This is a genomic window from Pseudomonas sp. SG20052 (assembly GCF_031766055.1).
Lineage (GTDB): Bacteria > Pseudomonadota > Gammaproteobacteria > Pseudomonadales > Pseudomonadaceae > Aquipseudomonas > Aquipseudomonas mandelii.
This window is the reverse complement of sequence record NZ_CP134498.1, coordinates 1,709,982-1,729,821: the sequence shown is the minus strand read 5'-3', so window position 1 is coordinate 1,729,821 and position 19,840 is coordinate 1,709,982. Positions and strand designations below refer to the sequence as shown.

At 61.4% G+C, this 19,840-nt stretch carries 11 protein-coding genes; 8 read left to right on the top strand and 3 right to left on the bottom strand.

Annotation, left to right across the window (positions count from 1 at the left end):
- Positions 1-183 precede the first annotated feature (183 nt).
- The 5 genes from RHP74_RS07810 (at position 184) to RHP74_RS07790 (ending at position 4,872) form a co-directional block, all read left to right on the top strand.
- Positions 184-771 carry a YecA family protein gene (locus RHP74_RS07810; protein ID WP_010461974.1) on the top strand — a complete coding sequence of 196 codons (588 nt, stop codon included), beginning with the start codon at positions 184-186 and terminating at the stop codon, positions 769-771.
- A 10-nt stretch (positions 772-781) separates the two neighbouring features.
- On the top strand, positions 782-1,177 hold the full coding sequence (locus RHP74_RS07805; RefSeq protein ID WP_042932301.1) for a YbaN family protein: 396 nt from the start codon (positions 782-784) through the stop codon (positions 1,175-1,177).
- 218 nt (positions 1,178-1,395) lie between these two features.
- A complete protein-coding gene (gene lapG / locus RHP74_RS07800; protein WP_010461977.1) occupies positions 1,396-2,103 on the top strand; it encodes a cysteine protease LapG in 708 nt (235 codons plus the stop codon).
- 22 nt (positions 2,104-2,125) lie between these two features.
- Positions 2,126-4,066, top strand: a complete 1,941-nt coding sequence (gene lapD / locus RHP74_RS07795) for a cyclic di-GMP receptor LapD (protein ID WP_221108707.1) — start codon at positions 2,126-2,128, stop codon at positions 4,064-4,066.
- 446 nt (positions 4,067-4,512) lie between these two features.
- Positions 4,513-4,872, top strand: a complete 360-nt coding sequence (locus tag RHP74_RS07790; protein WP_311098711.1) for a DUF6124 family protein — start codon at positions 4,513-4,515, stop codon at positions 4,870-4,872.
- Between the two features lie 393 nt (positions 4,873-5,265).
- Here RHP74_RS07790 and RHP74_RS07785 read toward each other — a convergent pair whose 3' ends face one another.
- A complete protein-coding gene (locus RHP74_RS07785) occupies positions 5,266-12,438 on the bottom strand; it encodes a retention module-containing protein (protein WP_311098709.1) in 7,173 nt (2,390 codons plus the stop codon).
- 590 nt (positions 12,439-13,028) lie between these two features.
- On the opposite strand from RHP74_RS07785, the gene RHP74_RS07780 reads away from it, so the two are divergent.
- Genes RHP74_RS07780 through RHP74_RS07770 form a run of 3 tightly spaced genes read left to right on the top strand, consistent with a single transcriptional unit; the run spans position 13,029 to position 17,943 of the window.
- Positions 13,029-14,387 (top strand): TolC family outer membrane protein, encoded by a 1,359-nt coding sequence (locus RHP74_RS07780; RefSeq protein ID WP_010461997.1) that lies wholly within the window; start codon positions 13,029-13,031, stop codon positions 14,385-14,387.
- Between the two features lie 19 nt (positions 14,388-14,406).
- A complete protein-coding gene (locus tag RHP74_RS07775; protein WP_083374772.1) occupies positions 14,407-16,566 on the top strand; it encodes a type I secretion system permease/ATPase in 2,160 nt (719 codons plus the stop codon).
- A 9-nt stretch (positions 16,567-16,575) separates the two neighbouring features.
- Positions 16,576-17,943, top strand: a complete 1,368-nt coding sequence (locus RHP74_RS07770; protein ID WP_145308074.1) for an HlyD family type I secretion periplasmic adaptor subunit — start codon at positions 16,576-16,578, stop codon at positions 17,941-17,943.
- Positions 17,944-18,094: 151 nt separating this feature from the next.
- On the opposite strand, the gene RHP74_RS07765 is transcribed toward RHP74_RS07770, so the two are convergent.
- Together RHP74_RS07765 and RHP74_RS07760 are read right to left on the bottom strand one after the other, a co-directional pair.
- Positions 18,095-18,688 carry a DTW domain-containing protein gene (locus tag RHP74_RS07765; RefSeq protein ID WP_311098708.1) on the bottom strand — a complete coding sequence of 198 codons (594 nt, stop codon included), beginning with the start codon at positions 18,686-18,688 and terminating at the stop codon, positions 18,095-18,097.
- A 4-nt stretch (positions 18,689-18,692) separates the two neighbouring features.
- On the bottom strand, positions 18,693-19,586 hold the full coding sequence (locus RHP74_RS07760; protein WP_007945995.1) for a LysR family transcriptional regulator: 894 nt from the start codon (positions 19,584-19,586) through the stop codon (positions 18,693-18,695).
- Positions 19,587-19,840 lie beyond the last annotated feature (254 nt).

Here is a 19,840-nt window from a genome sequence, read left to right as displayed (position 1 = left end):
GAAGGCGGCGTCACATTCAATATCAATGTTGACTGAACCACCGCCATCGCGAGCAGGCTCACTCCTACAGGTATTGCGGTGGTCTGCGGGGTCAACGGGCTGCAAATATCCCGCGCGGCTGGCCTGAGCGCTCAAGAAGGCCTAGAATTCCCGCATCTGTTAATTCCCCAAGGTAGCCCTTTAATGTCCTTCGCTGAGCAACTAACCCGTTTGCAAGTCTTCCTCGACGCCGACGAACTGCACGACGAGGCGCTGGACTACGTGGCCGCCCACGGCTACCTCACTGCGCTGTCGATCTGTTCCGAAGAGGTTCCGGATCGTGAATGGATCGACGCCCTCTTCGCCGAAGAGCCGCATTACGCTGACGACACCGAGCGTGAAGCGATCGAATCCACCCTGCTGGCCCTCAAGGCTCACATCGCGCGCCAACTGGCCTCCGATGAAGAGTTCGAGCTGCCTTGCGACCTGGACCTGGGCGAAGAGCCGGACGATTCCGACCTGCGCGGCTGGTGCATCGGTTTCATGGAAGGCGTGTTCCTGCGCGAAGCGGCCTGGTTCGAAACCGCCGAAGACGAAGTCAGCGAAATGCTGCTTCCGATCATGGTCGGTTCGGGTCTGTTCGACGAACAGCCTGAGTTCGAAGACATCGCCAAAGACGCCAATCTGATGGACGACATGATCGTGCAGATCCCGGAAGCCCTGACCGCGCTGTACCTGCTGTGCCAGGCGCCAGACGAAAAACCGGCGATCCTCAAGCCACGTCACCACTAAGGTTTTGCCTATGGACAACCCCATAGGCAACCGCTCCCTGATGTTGCGTTACGTGCTGCTAGCCATCGGCTGGCTGAGCGTAGCGCTGGGGGTGATCGGGATTTTCCTGCCGGTGTTGCCCACCACGCCCTTCCTGCTGCTGGCGGCCGCCTGTTTCGCCCGCAGTTCGCCACGTTTCTATCAATGGCTGGTGGGGCATCCACGGCTTGGCCCGTGGATTCGCGACTACCTTGACGGCAACGGCATCCCGCTCAAGGGCAAGGTCTACGCCATCGGCCTGATGTGGGTGAGCATCCTGTTCTCCTGCTACCTGGTTCCCCTGCCGTGGGCGCGAGGGGCCATGCTGACCAGCGCGGTGCTGGTGACGATCTACATCCTCAAACAGAAAACCCTGCAAAAGCCCTGAGCTTCTGTGGCGAGGGAGCTTGCTCCCGCTGGGTTGCGAAGCATCCCCAGAACCTCCCCCCAATTCTCCTGACAGACCTCATTGATTGGTTTGGCGACTGCTTCGCAGCCGAACGGGAGCAAGCTCCCTCGCAGGGCCCATCTGCCGACCCGACGATTAGTCCTGTCTTTTAAAGAACACCGCCTAGACTTCAGTCATCTGCACCCGAGCAGCCAGACATGTCCCGTCGATGGCGTAGTCCAGGAAGGTCAACGCTCCGACTTCGGCTCGGCGGATGGCTGCTGCTGGCCAGTTTTCTGCTGACCGGGCTCGGCAGCGTGTGGGCCAACTGGAACTTTACGCAGATCCTGCAAATCGCCGAAAAGCGCTACGGTCCGCTCGGCCCCGCCCAAGGAAGAATCGAGGCCTGGAGTCAAATGCTCAAAAGCGAACTCAACCAACCCGAGCGCGAACAACTGGACGCGGTCAATCGCTTCTTCAATCAACAGCTAAATTTTCAGGACGACACGCGCATCTGGCGCCAGACCGATTACTGGGCCACGCCGGAAGAATCCTTGATCAAGGGCGCCGCCGACTGCGAAGACTACGCCCTGGCGAAATATTTCAGCCTGCGCCAACTCGGGATTCCCAGCGAGAAACTGCGCATTACCTACGTCAAGGCACTGTCCCAAAACCAGGCGCACATGGTGCTGACCTTCTACAGCAGCCCCACGGCCGAGCCGCTGGTGCTCGACAACCTGATCGGCGAGATCCGCCCCGCCTCCCAACGCAAAGACCTGTTGCCGGTGTACGCCTTCAATGCCGAAGGCCTGTACTTGCCGGGGGCCAATGGCGGCAAACGCAGCAGCGACTCGAAGAAGTTGTCGCGTTGGCAGGACGTGTTGAAAAAGATGCAAGCCGAAGGGTTCGCCGTGGGCGAAGGCTAGCCGCCATCGCAAGGAGCGTTTTATGTCACTGCGCAAACAGTTGTTTCTCGCCATTTGCCTGTTCTTGCTGGTGGCCTTCAGTGGCAGTTTTTTTGTCAGCCTGGAAAGCTCTCGCGAACAGATGCTCGGCCAGTTGCGCTCCCACGCCCAGGACGCTGCCACCGCCTTGGGTTTATCGTTGACCGCGCAGATCGACGACCCGGCGATGACCGAATTGATGGTCAGCTCGATTTTCGACAGCGGCTATTTCCGCAGCATCCGCGTCGTCAATATCGTCGATGGACAAGTGCTGGTGGAGCGCAGCGCACCGGCGCAGATCGAAGGCGTGCCCGGCTGGTTTGTGAGCCTGGTCAACCTGCGCCCGGAAGGTGGTGATGCCCTGGTCATGCGCGGCTGGGAACAGGTGGCGCGGGTCGAAGTGCTGAGCAATCCGCAGTTCGCCCTGGCCAAACTCTGGGACAGCACCCTCGGCAGCCTGATCTGGCTGTTGGTCTGCGGATTGCTCAGCGCCGTATTCGGTGGATGGTTGTTACGCCGGCAATTGCGCCCGCTCGACAAAATGGTCAGGCAGGCCGAAGCCATCAGCAAACGCGAGTTCCTCAGCCTGCCCAAATTGCCACGCACACCTGAACTGAGGCGTGTGGTGCTGGCCATGAATCAGATGGTCGAAAAGCTCAAGGCGCTGTTTTCCGAAGAAGCCACGCGCAGCGAAAAACTGCGCGCCGAGTCTTATCAGGACAGCCTCACCGGCCTGGCCAATCGACGCTTGCTGGATGAACAACTGGCCGACCATTTATTGGTTTCCGAGCAAAGCAGTGACGGCCATTTACTGATGCTGCGGATCAACGACCTGATCGGCCTCAACCAGCGCCTGGGCGGACTGCGCACCGACGGGCTGATCAGCGCCGTCGGCGAATTGCTCAAACGTCTGACGCAGCTGCCTGAACGCCGTACCTGGCTGGCGGCGCGCAATCGTGGTGGTGAGTTCAGCCTGCTGACCCCGGGCCTGGACAGTACCGAAGCCGCCCGACTCGCCTCGGAAATCAGCGCCACCCTGGAAAATCTGCGCCTGACCGGTGCCAGCGATTGCATGCCCGTGGCGCATTTGGGCGTGGTCGCTTATCAGCCCGGCGAACCCGCCAGCGACGTCCTGCTGCGCCTCGATCAAGCGCTGGCCCAGGCCCAGCAACATCCCGAACGGCCGTGGGTGCATCTGGCCCGCTCCGATACCGCGACGAACCACACCCAACACGACTGGCGCACCTGGATCGACGACGCCCTCACCGAGGGCAAAATGCAGCTGTATTTCCAACCTGTGGTGCAATGCGCCGACACCAGCCAGGTGCTGCACCACAAAGTCCTCGCGCGCCTGCTCGACCCGCAAGGCGAGGCCATCGCCGCCGGGCATTTCCTGCCGTGGATCGAGCGTCTCGGCTGGACCGCGCGGTTCGACCTGGCGATGCTCGAAGCCACCCTCGACTACCTCATCGTCAACCGCTGGCCCTTGGCGTTGAGCCTCTCCGGCAGCACCTTGCGCGACCCGGCGCAACTGCGACAAATCATCGACATGCTCGAGTCGCTGCCCGATCTGGCACCTCTGCTGACCCTGGAAATCGACGAACGCCAACTGCCGCCCCCCGATGAACTGCAACGCCTGAGCCACAGCCTGCTCGACACCGGTTATCGCATCGGCTTACAGCATTTCGGCGGTAGCTTCAGCCAGATCGGCAACCTGACGCAGCTGGGTTTGGCGTATCTGAAAATCGATGGGGCGTACATCCGGCACATTGATGAACAGAGTGACAAGCGGCTGTTTATTGATGCGATCTACCGGGCGACTAACAGCATTGATTTGCCGTTGATTGCGGAGATGGTCGAGACCAAAGGGGAACTGGAGGTGATTCGGGAGTTGGGGTTGTTTGGGGTGATGGGAAGGCTGATTGGGCCGCCGGAGCCGATGTAAGGGGTATGACTGTGGTCTGAAAGTTGGCATCAGCTGTCAGATGTGTCAGCCCATAAGACCGCAGGCTTCGGACAATTTTTTCATGTTAAACGGCGATGTTTAAAAAGACATCTCCTGACACTGACCAAGGCTACACACCCTTGCGCCGTTGCCTACGACTGCGCCAGAATCCGCCGGCTTGTGCGCCTTAGGGTCGGGCTCTATTGTTTCCCGGTCGCTGACAAATCAGCGATCGGGTTTAGCGACCCGAACCTATGTAGGCGCAACAGCGCTCCCAACTCTCTTGCAGATTGTTCATGTCTGCGACTGACGTCATGGCGGCTGTGCGCGGGAGACTTTCGGGTCTGCCGGGCGCCTACACCCGGTTCGCTAACCTGCGTGCAGCCGCCACCCTTACTTGTTTAGCGACAGGTCTTGGTGGCTCCATTTCTTGTAGGAGTTTCACCATGTTCAAGATCACACCCAACCCACCCGAAACCGACGACGTTTCCCCCTACGAATCCACCGATTCCAAAAAACTCAACGAAGCCGCCGACCGCGCCCTCGACTACTACCTCAAACCGGTCATCCCCGCAGACACTCCGCGTAAACCGAGCACGATTTACTCCATCGACCCCGACACCAACGACGAGACCCTGCTGGTCAACGCCTGCGAAACCCTGGCGTCGGCGAGTGTGATGCTGAGTAATTTTGCGGGGTTGATGGAAGGTTCGCATCGCAACACGGTGTTGGGGATTCAGCAGGTGGTGATGCTGGGGGAATTGGCGGTGAATCGGATGCTGGATAACTTCGTTCCGCAGGGTTAGCGAAAATCCTGGTGCGAACACTTTCCTGTGGCGAGGGAGCTTGCTCCCGCTCGGCTGCGCAGCAGTCGTAAAACCAGCGAAACGCTGTTTATCAGACACAATCGCGGTGAATGGTTTTGGGGCTGCTTCGCAAGCCAGCGGGAGCAAGCTCCCTCGCCACAACAGCGTGTCAGGCTGTGAGTTTTGTGGCGGTCTTTTGGGCCTCTTCGCGAGCAGCCTCGCTCCTACAGTTGATCTGGTTGTTCGCCTGTTTTGTGTTCACTGAAGATCAAAGTGTCGGAGCGGGCTTGTTCCGGGCGGCGATCCGACGAAAGCGATCTCACAGACAACAAAAACCCGCCATTCCTTACCCAGGAATGGCGGGTTTTGTCGTTTCAGAGGTCAGCCTTCAGATCACACGGTATCCACCTTCAACGAATGGTCATTCAACATGCCATTGATGATGGTCGCGGTATCGTGCCCGCCCGCCACCACCCCGCCCGCTCCGGGCGTGACGCCGTAGTGGCTGGCCAGGTTGACGCCGGCCAGGTCGATGGTCTGGTTCGGTGCCGCGCCGGCCATGGCGCTGACGTCGATGCTGGTCAGGACCGAGGCGCCGCTGCCGATGACTTTGAAGTGCAGGTAGTCATCCAGCGATGCTGCGGTGCCGTTTTCGCCCTGCAGCAGTTGCGACAAGTCGAGTTTGTCGGTGCCTGGGGTGAAGTCGGTGACGAGGTCGTGGCCGCTGTTGCCTTTGAGCCACTGGAAGGTGTCGGCCCCTGCCCCGCCGGTCAGGGTGTTGTTGCCCAGGCCGCCGATCAGGAAGTCGTCACCGCCGCCGCCCTTGAGGATGTCATCGCCCAAACCGCCGGTGATGACGTTGCTCAGGTTGTCGCCCGTCAGCGAGTCGTTGAAGTTGGAGCCGGTGAGGTTTTCGATCGCGGTCAGGGTGTCGGTGCCGGCGCCGCCAGTGTTTTGCGCGGTGGCCACGCTCAGGTCGACCGTGACCCCGGCGGTGGCGTGGGCGTAACTCACGGTGTCGGTGCCGGTGCCGCCGTCGAGCAGGTCGTTGCCGGTGCCGCTGAACAGCAAATCATTGCCGGCGCCGCCATGCAGTTCGTTGTTGCCGGAACCAGCGGTGAGCACATCGTTGCCGTCGCCGGCATTGAGGATGTTGTTGCCGGTGCCCGCCACCAGCACATCGTCGCCGGCCGTGCCGGTGAGGGTATGTCCGTCCTGATAGCTGATGGTCACGCCCGCGCTGTCGCTGCCGCCGTGGTTGTCGTTGGCGGTGTAGGTGCCGTGGGCATCCGGGGCGATGTCATGGCCCCCGGCGTAATCGAGGGTCATGGTCAGCTTGTAGTATTCCGCGTTGTTCACGCCGCTGCCGCTGGTGTTGGTGATGTTGGTGACGTGGATCTGATAGGTCCCGTCCGCCGCCGCGGTGAGGGTTTGCCCGTCCGCGAGGGCGATCCATGCACCGCCGTTGAGCGAGTACTCCATGGCGATGTGACCGCCCGCCAGGTTGTGGTCCAGGTTGAGGGTTTCGCCCTGTTTGAGGTTGACGGTGATCCGGTCCTCATCGTTGGCGTTACCGGCGGTGACCCCGCCCAGATATCCACTGACCACCAGCACCGCCGTCATGGTCGTCGCGTTCGCCGCAAAGGCGCTGCGCACGTTCGCCAGGACTTGGTTGGCGTTGTTGTTGCCGGTCGAGGAGAAGCTGATCGCCCCGGTGCCGGTGAAGTCGGCGCCTTTTGAAATCCAGCCGGTGTTGAAGTTGGTGGGTGAAGCCGTCAGCGGATCGCCATCGGCATCGGTGTCGTTGGCCAGCAGCAACTCGCCCGGCACCACGATGTTGCCCGAGAGCACGTTGGTGATGATGTGGTCATCGACCGCCACCGGCGCCGCGTTCGGGATGACTTTGACCGTCAGCGTGGAGCTGGCCAGGTCGCCGTCGTTGTCGCTGGCGGTGAAGCCGATGTTTTCGGTAATCACCACTGCCGTGGTTTTTTGCGAGGTGTAGGTGTACTCGCCGGTGTCGAGGTTCACCACCAACGTGCCGCCATTGTTGGTGGCGATGCTGATGCTGTTGTTCACCGTGTTGAAGGTGCCGTGGTTGGCGCCGCCACTGAAGTTCAACGAACCCTGATTGCTGTTGCCTTTAGGGTCGTAGGTGTACGTCGTGCCGTCGACCACGAGGGTTTTGATGAAGCCACCATCGGCGCCGAACGTACCGCCCTCCAGCAAGGTGCCCGTCACCGGCGCGCCGACCACCGTACCCGAAAGCACCGAGTTGAGCTGGTTGAGATCGGTCACCACCACCGCGTTGGTGTTGGTGTGGGTGCTGCCGTCATAAGCCAACGGATCGAGGTAGGCGTTGCTCACGCCGCTGCCCAGGCCGATCGCGTAGTTCTTGATGCTGTTGGCGTCGAGGAAGGCTTTGAGTGCGGCCTCATCTGCGCTGCCGATGTCGCCTTCGTTGGGTTTGCCGTCGGAGAAGAAGTAGCCGACATTCTGCGCCCCGGTCAGTTTGCCCGAGGTGTTGAACGCCGTTTGCATCGTCGCGACAGCGGCGTCGTAGTTGGTGCCACCGCCGGCAGTCAGGCCGGAGATGATCGACTTGGCGGTCGCCACATCCACCCAGATCGATGTCTTGTCGGTGGCGTTGCTGCTGAAGGTGACGATCTGCACTTTCACATCGCCCAGGTCGTCGTATTTGTCGAGCAAGGCACTGATCGCCTGCTTGGCCAGTTCGAGGCGCGATAGCCCCGGTACACCGGAGGGGTCAACCATGCTGCCGGAGACGTCAATCACCAGCAGCAGGTTGGAATCGATCTCCACAGCCGCCACCGAACGCTCCGCGCCGACGACCTTGGGCACGTCATCGACGATGTTCACCACGATGGTGCTGGTGGTGCTGTTGCCCAGCGCATCGGTGGCTTTGTAGGTGAAGCTTTCGGTCAGGGTATTCGGGCCGTCGTTGGTGTTCGGCGATGTTTTCGGCGCCGACGTCAGGGTGTAGGTGTAGGTGCCGTTGGGGTTGAGCAGCATTTGCCCATAGGCCCCGGTGGCGCTGCCGACCAGGGTGTAGGTGATGGCGCCACTCGCGCCGGTGACGGAGCCGACCAGGGTGCCGCTGGCCGTTTCGCCGGTGTTGCCGGGCTCGCTGCCCGTGACAGTACCGGCCGCCAGGTCCAGCCCGTCCTTGGTCAGGTCCAGCGCTTTCTCATAGACGGTGACATCGGTGTCGCTGACCGCTTTGATGCAACTGTTGTAGACGTCGATGGTGATGGTGGTGGTGCTTTCATCGCCGTCGGCATCGCGCACGGTGTAGGTAAACGTGTCGGTGGCGCCGGCACCGCTCACGGCGTTGGGATTGCTGTGATAGACCGCGTTGCCGTTGGCATCCAGCGTCAGGTAACCGTAGGTGCCATTGATGTTCGTGCCCAGGCCGCCGATGGCCGAGGACGAAGTGTCCGAGCCTGCGCGCACGCCAATCACTGCGCCGCTGAGTGCCGGGCCATCTGCACCGCCGATGTCGTTGTCCAGCACGTTGCCGCTGACCGTGCCGCCTTCGACCACGCTCGCCGTGTCCGCTTTGGCCGTCGGTAAATCATCGACGATGTTGACGTTAATCTGACCCGTCGCGGTGCTGCCGTCGGTGTCCGTCGCCACCACGTTGAAGTTCTCGGTGATGCTGTTGGCGCCGTTGGCGTTCGGATGAGTTTCGTTGTCCGCCAGGGTGTAGCTGTAACTGACCACGCCGGTGGCCGGGTTGTAGCCGGTGATGGTCAGCGTGCTGCCGAGCGGTGTGACGATCGATTGCGGGAAGCCTGCCGCCACGCCGCCAGTGACCAGTGCAATGCCGCCGACGGTCAGGGTTTGCAGCCCGTCCAGCGCGGTCACGGTGAAGGTGCCGCTCTGGGACAGGGCGGGCGCGTTCGGGGTGGTGCCGTCGCTGAGGTTTTTCTCGTAGACGGTCAGTTCACCGCCGTACACATCGAGGCCGTTGAGCGTGACCGGGTCGTTGTTGTTCTGGATGTTCAGCACCAGGTTGGCGGTGCTGGTATCGCCGTCGGCATCGGTAATGGTGTAGGCGAAAGTTTCAGTGCCCGTGCCGCCGCCGTGCAGGTTTTTGAAGTCCGCATCATTGGTGTTCAGCGTGTAGGTGTACGTGCCGTTGGCGTTGAGCACCAGGGTGCCGTAAGTCCCGGTGAAGGTGCCTGGGGTCACAGGCCCGGCGTTCGGGCCGGTGGCGACACGGTCCGCGCCCTGGACGTCGTTGCTCAGGACATTGCCATTGAGCGTCAGCGCGGCCTCCGACGCTGTGCCGGTGTTGCTGTCGTTGAAGGCTTTTGGCACGTCATCGACGATTTTCACCACGATGGTGCTGGTGGTGCTGTTACCCAGGGAATCGGTGGCCTGGTAGGTGAAACTTTCGGTCAGCGAATTCGCGCCATCGTTGGCAGGCGGCGTGGTGGTCGCAGGCGAGGTCAGGGTGTAGGTGTACGTGCCGTTGGGGTTGAGCTGGATCTGGCCATAGTTGCCCGTGGCGCTGCCCACCAGCGTGTAAGTGATCGCGCCGGTCGCACCGGTGACCGAGCCGACCAGCGTGCCCTTGGCGGTTTCGCCGGTGCTGGTCGGGTCGCTGCCGATGACCGTGCCGGCCGCCAGGTCTTGCCCGTCCTTGGTCAGGTCGAGGGCATTTTCGTAGACGGTCACGTCGGCATCGGTGGAGGCGACAATGCTGCTGTTGGACACGTCGATGGTGATGGTGGTGGTGCTTTCGTCACCATCGGCATCACGCACGGTATAGGTGAACACATCGGTCGCGCCGGGGCCGTTCACCGCGTTGGGATTGCTGTGGTAGGTCGCATTGCCGTTGGCATCCAGCGTCAGGTAACCGTAGGTGCCGTTGATGTTGGTGCCCAGTCCACCGATGGCCGAGGTCGAGGTGTCCGAGCCTGCGCGCACGCCAATCACGGCGCCGCTGAGCGCCGGGCCATCGGCACCGCCGATGTCGTTATCCAGCACGTTGCCCGAGACGGTCGCGCCCTCGTCTACCGAAGCGTAATCAGGGTTGGCGGTGGGCAGGTCGTCGACGATGTTGACGTTGATCTGGCCCGACGCAGTGCTGCCGTCGGTGTCCGTCGCCACCACGTTGAAATTCTCGGTGAGGCTGTTGGCATCGTTGGCATTCGGATGAGTTTCGTTGTCCGCCAGGGTGTAGCTGTAACTGATGACACCGGTGGTCGGGTTGTAGCCGGTGATGGTCAGCGTGCTGCCGAGCGGTGTGACGATCGATTGCGGGAAGCCTGCGGCCACGCCACCGCTGACCACCGAAATACCTCCGACCGTCAGGGTTTGCAGGCCATCGAGGGCGGTCACGGTGAAGGTGCCGCTCTGGGTCAGCGCGGGCGCGTTCGGGCTGGTGCCGTCGCTGAGGTTTTTCTCGTAGACAGTCAGTTCACCACCGGCGACTTCGAGGCCGTTGAGGGTCACCGGATCGTCGTTGTTGTGGATGTTCAGCACCAGATTGGCGGTGCTGGTGTCGCCGTCGGCATCGGTGAGGGTGTAGGTGAAGGTTTCCGTGCCGCTGCCATTGCCGTGCAACGCTTTGAAGTCGGCATCGCTGGTGTTCAGGGTGTAGGTGTACGTGCCGTTGGCGTTCAGCACCAACGTGCCGTAAGTCCCGATGAAAGTGCCGGGGGTGATCGGGCCGGCATTTTCGCCGACGGTCACGCGGTCGGCGCCTTGGGTGTCGTTGGTCAGCACATTGCCGTTGAGGGTCAGCAGGGTTTCCGAAGCGGTGCCGGCGTTGCTGTCGTCTACGGCCTGAGGTAGGTCATCGACGATGTTGACGTCGAGATTGCCGTTGGCGGTGGTGCCGTTGTCATCGACCACGGTGACGGCGAATTGCTCGGAGATCCCGTTGGCACCGTTGGCCGTCGGATGCGCTTCGTTATCGGCCAGGGTGTAGCTGTAACTGACCACGCCGGTCGCGCTGTCGAACCCGGTGATGGTCAACGTGCTGCCGAGTGGTGTGACGATCGATTGCGGGAAGCCTGCGGACACGCCGCCGACCACCACGTTGATGCCACCGACGCTGAGGGTTTGCACACCGTCGAGCGCGGTGATGGTGAAGGTGCCGCTCTGTGTCAGCGCTGGCGCGTCGGGGCTGCTGCCGTCGCTGAGGTTTTTCTCGTAGACGACGAGTTCGCCGCCTTCGACGTTGAGGCCGCCGATCGTGACCGGGTCATCGTTGTTTTGGATTTGCAGCACCAGGTTGGCGGTGCTGGTGTCGCCATCGGCATCCGTCAGGGTGTAGGTGAAGGTTTCGGTGCCGCTGCCGCCGCCGTGCAGCGCTTTGAAATCGGCGTCGCTGGTGTTCAGCGTGTAGGTGTAACTGCCGTTGGGATTGAGCACCAGCGTGCCGTAAGTCCCGGTGAAGGTGCCGCCGATGATCGGCCCGCTGTTGGGGCCTGTGGGAATGCGGTCAGCCCCCTGCGAGTCGTTGGGCAGCACGCTGCCGGTCAGGGTCAGCAGGGATTCCGAGGCGGTATTGGCGTTGCTGTCATCGACCGCTTTGGGCACATCGTCGGTGATGTTGACGTCCAGCGTGCCGGTGGCGGTATCGCCGTTGGAATCATTAGCGACGACGATGAACTGTTCGCTGAGGTTGTTGGCACCCTCGCCGACCGAATGGGTGTCGTTGCCGACCAGGGTGTAGCTGTAACTGACCACGCCGGTGGCCGGGTTGTAGCCGGTGATCGTCAGGGTGTTGCCCAGTTGCGTGGTGATCGACTGCGGGAAGCCGACAGGCACCCCACCCGTGATCACATTGATCCCGCCGATACTCAGGCTGGTCAGCCCGTCGGGCGCAGACACGGTGAAGGTGCCGTTCTGGATCAAGGCGCCAGGATTGCTGGCAGAACCGTCCGCGAGGTTAGCTTCGTTGAGGGTCAGTTCGCCGCCCGCCACCGACAGGCCCGCGAGGGTGACCGGGTTGTTCGGCGCGTCAGGAACGGGAATGACACCCGTGCCCCCTGAACCGGCACCGTTGTCGCCGTTGTCCGGATCACCGGCCAGGCGTTCCAGCGGAAATTCGGGAATGCCGTTAAAGCCCGCGGTGGGGAAGCCAATGGTGGGGTCGACCCGCCCGCCCACTTCTTCGAGCATGACGAAACTGTGGCCGCCGCCCGCCGCCCCGCCGGGTGCGCCGGTCGAAGCAGGTCCGGCCGCCGTGGCTTCAGCGGTTTGAGTCGGGTCATCGCCGGCCGCGATGGCTTTTTGCAGTTGCTCGACATCGGTCAGTTGCGCTTGAGTCGGCGTCACCGCTTCAGCGGTTTCCACATGGGCCGCTTGATTCGCCAGCAACTGGGAGTTCATTTGCAGGCTGCTGCCACGCCCGAGGGTCAGTTCCTGGCCATTTTTCAGATGCACGGCCACCGCGCCATCGGCGCCGGTGATCAATTGGTCGCCGGCGAACAATTGATCGCCCTCGACCAGCACACGCCGGGTACCGCCGCTTTCCGCGAACACCTGACCAATGATTTTACTGACGGTACCGATGAGCGTTGCCATGTGCATTTCCTCCGCTGCCAACCGCTGTCGGCACCCTGTTTGTGCGAAGAACGTGCTCATGGTTGAAGCAGGTTGCCTGGCGGATCGCCTGCGGGGTGCGTTTATCCGAGTAAACCGCTGCCCCGGCGATAGTCTCGCCAAGCATTTCGCTCATGGGCAATGAGTCCGTTTTTGGCAAAACCCCAATGCAATCAACAACCTTGGGATTCCAATCGCAGCCACATTGCCTTTTGTGCGATGCGTAACGATTTTGAACCTGTAGAGCGACAAAAAACTGTCGCCTCAAAACCGTTTCGCTTCCCTCCCCTCCAGCACTTCTCCGCCCTATGTCGATAAGTGGATGGAACTTTCCTTAAACCCTCGAATGCTCCCTAGAGCTTCTAAAACAAGGGCTTTCAGAGTGAACAATGTGCTGGATTTTGCAGAGCGCATAAGTTTTTTTTGGAATAACCCCTATGAAAAAAATTTCTTAGCTACGCTCTAGAATGTTCTTAGCTACGTTGTTACAAGCATGAAACGGTTTTGCCTATAAATGTCGTCAAATATTTGGCGACTGATAAAGAACCATCAGGAATCAGGGAGATGTACCCATGCGCGTTTTAACCCCCCTTTGCAGCGCAATTCTGCTGGCCATGGCCTGCACATCCCAGGCTCAAGCCATGTCAGTGACCGAGGCGATCCAGAGCACCATCGCAACCCACCCGGAACTGGCCTCGCGCGTCGACTCGCGGCTGTCCGCGGATGAGCAAGTCAAAGTCGCCAAGGGGGGCTTTTATCCATCAGTTGATCTGAACGCCGCCTACGGGCGCGGGTACAGCGATAACACCAACACCCGGGCGTTCGGCAATCACAACACCGAAATCCTCACCTACACCCAATCGGAGCTGCGCCTGCGGCAGATGCTGTTCGACGGTTTCAACACCGCGAACGAAGTCGAACGCACCAAAGGGGTCGTCAACTCCCGGGCCTATTACGCTCAAGGCACCGCCCAGGACCTGGCATTGCGCACCATCGAGGTCTACCTCGAAGTGCTCAAGCGCCGTGAACTGGTGACCCTGGCCACGAACAACCTGCAGGCTCACTTGCGGGTCAACGACCAGATCGGCCTGCGCACCCAGCGTGGCGTCGGCAGCAACGCCGACTCCGACCAGTCCAGCGCCCGCCGGGCACTGGCGCAAAACAACCTCGACACCGCCGAGGTCGATCTGGCGGATGCCGAGTCGAATTTCGCCGCCGTTGTAGGGCGCCTGCCCGATGAACTGGAAACGCCGCCGTCTATCCGCGGCGAACTGCCTGCCTCCCTGCCGGAAGCCCAGCAGAGCATGGTGGAAAACAACCCGTACCTGAAATCGGCCCAGGCTGACGTGCAATCGGCCGAGAGCCAGTACGAAGTCTCAAAGTCGCCGTTCTACCCGCGTTTCGATGCCGAAGCGGCAGTGGGCGCAAACAACAACGTGCAGGGCGATGAAGGCCACGACAACGAGTGGCGCGTGGGCGTGGTGATGAACTACAACCTGTTCCGCGGCGGCAGCGACAAGGCGCGCCTGGCCTCCAATGCGCATCAGATCAACCAGGCGATGGACATCCGCAACAACGCCTTGCGCCAACTCAACGAGAACATCCACCTGGCCTGGAACGCCATGGTCAATGCCAAGAAACAAACCCCGACTGCCCGCGAATACGCGGACACCAGCCGTCGTGTGCGCCTGGCATATCAGGACCAGTTCGGCCTCGGCCAACGCACCCTGCTCGACTTGCTCGACAGTGAAAACGAGCTCTACAACGCCAATCGCCGCTACACCGAAGTGCGCTACACCGAGGAGTATTCGATGTACCGCGTGCTGGCGAACATGGGCCAGTTGCTGAGCAAACAACGGGTGGTGCTACCCGCCGATGCGATCGCCCAGGCCGAAGTGAAAAACGAAGCGCGTTTGCCTGAACTGAAGTAGCTCACTGGGGGCGATCAATTTGACCAGCATGGAACCCGGCAACATCGGTGTCGATCCGCGCCTGAGCTTCGATGACCCGCTACTGGACGGTCTGTTGATCCTCTGCAAACTCCACGGCGCGACGGTCAGTCGCGCCAGCCTGAGTGCCGGGCTGCCACTGAACAAACAACGCTTGAGCCTGGACCTGCTGCCCCGTGCAGCAGCCCGGGCCAGCTTGCAGGCGCGGGTGCTGCGCCGTGAACTGGCGGACATTTCCGCGCTCAACCTGCCTGTGATGCTGATCCTGAACAACGGCCGCACCGCCATCCTGCGACGCTATGGCGATGACGGCCGGTTGCTGATCCTGCCCAGCGAAGCGGACGGTGGCGAACAATGGGTCAGCCGTGAAGAACTGGCTGAAAATTACAGCGGCCAGGCCTTGTTCGCCCGGCCCCGCCATGAACTCGAAGACCTGCGCTCGCCGCTGGTGCCGCGTGTGGAAGCGTGGTTTCGCGACACCTTGAAGCTGTCGAAATGGCTGTACAGCGATGCGATTCTGGCGAGTTTCCTGATCAACCTCCTGGGGCTGATGGTGCCGCTGTTCGTGATGCAAACCTACGACCGCGTGGTGCCGAACCAGGCCACGTCGACCTTGTGGGTGCTGTCGATCGGCTTGCTGATCGGCACCGGTTTCGAACTGGTGCTGCGGGTGGTGCGCGCGCACTTGCTGGACACCGCCGGGAAGAAAACCGACGTGATTCTTTCCGCGACCTTGTTCGAACGCATCACTGGCATGGCGATGAAAGCGCGGCCAGCGACCATCGGCGGTTTCGCCCAGAGCATCCACGACTTCCAGGGCCTGCGTGAATTCCTCACTGCCGTCACGCTGACCAGCCTGATCGACCTGCCCTTTGCCGTGTTGATGCTGGTGGTGATCGGCCTGCTCGGCGGCTGGCTGGTGGTGATTCCATTGTTGGCGTTTCCGATTACGATCATTTTCGCGATGGTCATTCAGGTGCGCCTGCGCGACACCGTGCAGAAAAGCCTGAGCCTCGGCGCCGAGCGCCAGGCCCTGCTGATCGAAACCCTTGGCGGCCTGGAAACCCTCAAAGCGTGCAGCGCCGAAAGCGAGCGCCAGCACAAATGGGAAAGCACCCACGGCGCCCTCACCCGCCTCGACAGCCATGCGCGCAATCTGTCGGCGCTGGCCACCAATGGCACGCTGTTCATCCAGCAATTCTCCGGCATGGCGACCATTGTCGCCGGCGTCTACAGCATCATCGCCGGCAACCTCAGCGTTGGTGCGCTGGTGGCGACCTACATGCTCGGCAGCCGCGTACTCGCACCCTTGGGGCAGATCGCCGGTTTGATCACCCGCTACCAGCAAGCGCAACTGACCATGAAAAGCACCGATGCGCTGATGTCCTTGCCGCAAGAGCGCGACGCCCACCAGCGGCCGCTGGAGCGCACTCAGTTGCAAGGCGCGATGGATGTCAGTGGCGTGACCTTCCACTACAACGGCCAGAACGCCCCTGCCCTGGCCAACATCAGTTTCAGCGTCAAACCCGGCGAACGGATCGGCATCATCGGTCGCAGCGGCTCGGGTAAAAGCACCCTGGCGCGATTGGTGATGGGGTTCTATGCGCCGGAAGAAGGCCAGTTGCTGCTCGATGGCCTGGACCTGCGGCAACTCGATGTCGCCGACCTGCGCCAGCAAATCGGTTACGTCGCCCATGACCTGCCGCTGCTGGCCGGCAGCCTGCGCGACAACCTGACCCTGGGCGCACGTTACATCAGCGATTCACGGATGCTCGAAGTCGCCGAACTGACCGGTGTCACCGAGCTGGCGCGTCAGCATCCGCAAGGTTTTGACCGGCCCGTGGGCGAACGCGGGCAGTTGCTGTCCGGCGGTCAACGCCAGGCAGTGCTGCTGGCCCGGGCCTTGTTGCTGGATCCGCCGATCATGCTGCTCGACGAACCCACCAGCGCCATGGACAACAGCAGCGAAGATGTCTTGCGGCAAAAACTCCACGGCTGGGTGCAGGGCAAGACCTTGCTGCTGGTGACCCACCGCACCTCGATGCTCAGCCTGGTAGATCGGCTGCTGGTGCTGGATAACGGGCGGATCGTTGCCGACGGTCCGAAAGAAGCGGTCATCGATGCACTGCGCAAGGGCCGTGTCGGCTCTGCGGCTGTCTAGGAGCTACCCATGGCCCGTTCATCATCCGACACGCCACAAGACCGAGGCTACTTCGGCAGCTTCGGCAAAACCGCCGAGAGCGAATTCATGCCGGAAACCGCCGGCGCTTCGCTACAGGATTCGCCGCGCTGGTCGCGGATTACCGTGTGGCTGGCCGCGGCGCTGCTGATTACCGCTCTGGTCTGGGCCAAGTATGCAGTGCTGCAAGAAGTCACCATGGGCGAAGGCAAGGCGATCCCGTCGAGCAAGGTCCAGGTGATCCAGAACCTGGAGGGCGGCATCGTCACCGAGATCTTCGTGCGCGAAGGGCAAATGGTGAACAAGGGCGACACCTTGCTGCGCCTGGATGACACGCGGTTTCTGTCGAACAAGGGCGAGAGCGAGGCGGATCGTTATGCGTTGACCGCGCAGGTCGAACGTCTGTCGGCCGAAGCGGAAGGCCGGCCGTTCAAGCTGTCGCCTGAGGTGATCGCCAAGGCTCCGCAAGTGGCCGAAGACGAGCGCTCGTTATACGAACAACGCCAGCGTCGACTGGCCAGTGAGCAACGGACGCTAACCGAACAACTGCGGCAAAAGACTCAGGAACTGGCGGAATTCCGCTCCAAGCAGGGGCAGTTCAGTTCGAGCCTGGCCTTGCTGCAACAAGAGATGAACATGTCCGCGCCGCTGGTAGGCACCGGGGCGGTTTCACCGGTGGAAATCCTGCGGCTCAAACGCAGCGCGGTGGAAATTCGCGGCTCTTTGAATGCGACGACGCTGGCAATTCCCCGGGCTGAATCGGCGATCAACGAGATCAAAAGCAAGATCGATGAATCGGAGCAATCCTTCCGCTCGGACGCGGCGAAAGAGCTGAATGAAAAACGCACCGACCTGTCGAAAATCACAGCGTCGAGCATCGCCATCGATGACCGCGTGACCCGTACCACCGTGGTGTCGCCGGTGCACGGAATCATCAAGGTGCTGAAGGTCAATACCATCGGCGGCGTGGTCCAGCCGGGCAGCGACATGGTGGAGATCGTCCCCATTGAAGACAACTTGCTGATCGAAGCCAAGGTGCGGCCACAGGACGTGGCGTTCCTGCATCCGGGGCAGAAAGCGATGGTCAAGTTCAGTGCTTACGACTACACGATTTATGGCGGGTTGACTGCCAAGCTGGAACTGATTGGTGCGGACACCATTACCGATGACAAGGGCAACAGCTTTTATCTGATTCAGGTGAGGACCGACAAGAATCACTTGGGCGGCGATGTGAAACCGCTGCTGATTATTCCGGGGATGGTGGCGACGGTGGATATCATCACGGGCGAGAAAAGCGTGCTGGATTACCTGTTGAAACCGGTGTTGAAAGCGCGGACCGAGGCGATGCGGGAGCGATAGGTTTGACTCATTCTCTGTGGCGAGGGAGCTTGCTCCCGCTGGGCTGCGCAGCAGATCCAAAATCATTCAACCAGGCGCAACAGGTGTACTGGGTCGACAAACTGGGAGCGCTTCGCACTCCAGCGGGAGCAAGCTCCCTCGCCACAAGTAATCACCTGCCGTGGTTACGCTGGTAAGTCTCCTCCCCCATCGCCGCAATCTGGCCTTCGATCAACGCCTCGAACGGTTTCAACAAGGGTTCAAAAGAGCTCGGCGCTTCCAGCGTCTGCAACGCCTGGACAATCGCTTCCACCGTCGACAACGCCCCCGGCCCCGGTGCCTTGCGCAGTCGATATCGAGACACCCCGCCATCCACCAACGTCACCCTCGGCAACGCCGCCAGTAACGGATTGAGGTGCAACATCTTGCGCGCCTTGCGCCAGGTGCCGTCCGGGACGACCAGCAACAGCGGCTCTTCATTCGAGGTGTACGCCTGCAATGGCTGCGCATCGTCGGCCGGAAACAACAACCGCGCCTGATACCCCGGAGGATTCAGCAGCACCGGCAAATCCTCAAACACCTCACCGACAATCAACTCGGCATTCTTCAAGCCCAACGCGGCCAGTCGCGCCGTGTTCAACGCATGGTTCACTTCGCTGGGATGCTGCAACAACAGCACTCGGGTGCGGCTGTCGAGGCTAGGGATCAGCGGGCACAGGCAATGGGTTTGTGGGCGCAGGCAGCGTGGACACTGGATTCTGGACATGTTCTCAGGCCTGGTTCAGTTGTGCTTTGAGCAGATCGCGGAAGGTCTGGATCAGCGGCTCGCGGCTGCGGCCACGACGCACGATCATCGAAAACGGCGCCTGATAACCAAACGTCGCCGGCAGCAGGACGCGCAAATCGCCCTTGTCCGCCCAAGCCTGGGCGTAGTGCTCCGGCAGGTAACCGATGTAGGCGCCCGACAGCACCAGAATCAGCTGCGCCTCCATACTTTCCACGGTGGCGGCGCTGTGCTTGAAACCGTGGCGCGCCAGTTCGGCCTGGCTCCAGTAACCACGGCCGACCATGCGTTGCTGAGTGATGACTTGCTCAGGAATGCGCCGCTCGGTGAACAGCGGATGACGGCTGCTGCAATACAACCAGTGTTGCTCGCGGTACAGCGGCATGTAAACCAGGCCGCTCATGCGCGTGGAAAACGCACCGATGGCCAGGTCGAGACGGTTGTCCTGCACGCCGAGCTGCAATTCGTAGGGGCTCATGACCGACAGGTGCAAATGCACGGCCGGGTGTTCCTGGCTGTAGGCGCCGATGGCTTCGGCGAACGGCAAGGCCTTGTCGCTGACGGTGGAGTCGATGACGCCGAGGTTGAGAGTGCCGCGCAGTTCGCCCTTCAACGCCGCCGCGTACTGCTCGAAGCCTTCAAGCTCGCCCAACAGACGCAGGGTTTCCTGATGGAACAGCTCGCCCTTGCTGGTCAGGCTGAAACCGCCGCGACCGCGATGGCAGAGCACCAGGCCAAGGGCGGCTTCGAGCTGGCTCATGTAGGTGCTGATCGCCGAAGTCGAGAGGTTGAGCTCTTGCTGCGCGTTGGCAAACCCCTGATGACGCACCACGCTGACGAAGATGCGCAACAGTTTCAGGTCGGGTAAAGCGTTGGCCATGGGGGCTCCGTTTGCAAGGTCATGCGTGTTGCGCTTTTGTGGCGAGGGAGCTTGCTCCCGCTGGGTTGCGAAGCGGCCCTACAACCATTCACCTCGTAGTGTCAGACGGACCGCATCAGCCGATTTTACGACTGCTGCGCAGCCGAGCGGGAGCAAGCTCCCTCGCCACAGGAGTGCGGCACATGGCCGCAAGTCTATCGTCGTGCCAACCATTAGTTTAGAAAAATCTGAACTAAGTATTTGCCCGTAGCGAT

Excerpts from the sequence above, each read along its gene's own strand:
- RHP74_RS07785 (WP_311098709.1), bottom strand. The coding sequence starts at position 12,438 with ATGGCAACGCTCATCGGTACCGTCAGTAAAATCATTGGTCAGGTGTTC.
- RHP74_RS07790 (WP_311098711.1), top strand. The coding sequence starts at position 4,513 with ATGTTCAAGATCACACCCAACCCACCCGAAACCGACGACGTTTCCCCC.
- lapD (WP_221108707.1), top strand. The coding sequence starts at position 2,126 with ATGTCACTGCGCAAACAGTTGTTTCTCGCCATTTGCCTGTTCTTGCTG.
- RHP74_RS07780 (WP_010461997.1), top strand. The coding sequence starts at position 13,029 with ATGCGCGTTTTAACCCCCCTTTGCAGCGCAATTCTGCTGGCCATGGCC.
- RHP74_RS07810 (WP_010461974.1), top strand. The coding sequence starts at position 184 with ATGTCCTTCGCTGAGCAACTAACCCGTTTGCAAGTCTTCCTCGACGCC.
- lapG (WP_010461977.1), top strand. The coding sequence starts at position 1,396 with ATGTCCCGTCGATGGCGTAGTCCAGGAAGGTCAACGCTCCGACTTCGG.
- RHP74_RS07765 (WP_311098708.1), bottom strand. The coding sequence starts at position 18,688 with ATGTCCAGAATCCAGTGTCCACGCTGCCTGCGCCCACAAACCCATTGC.
- RHP74_RS07770 (WP_145308074.1), top strand. The coding sequence starts at position 16,576 with ATGGCCCGTTCATCATCCGACACGCCACAAGACCGAGGCTACTTCGGC.
- RHP74_RS07805 (WP_042932301.1), top strand. The coding sequence starts at position 782 with ATGGACAACCCCATAGGCAACCGCTCCCTGATGTTGCGTTACGTGCTG.
- RHP74_RS07760 (WP_007945995.1), bottom strand. The coding sequence starts at position 19,586 with ATGGCCAACGCTTTACCCGACCTGAAACTGTTGCGCATCTTCGTCAGC.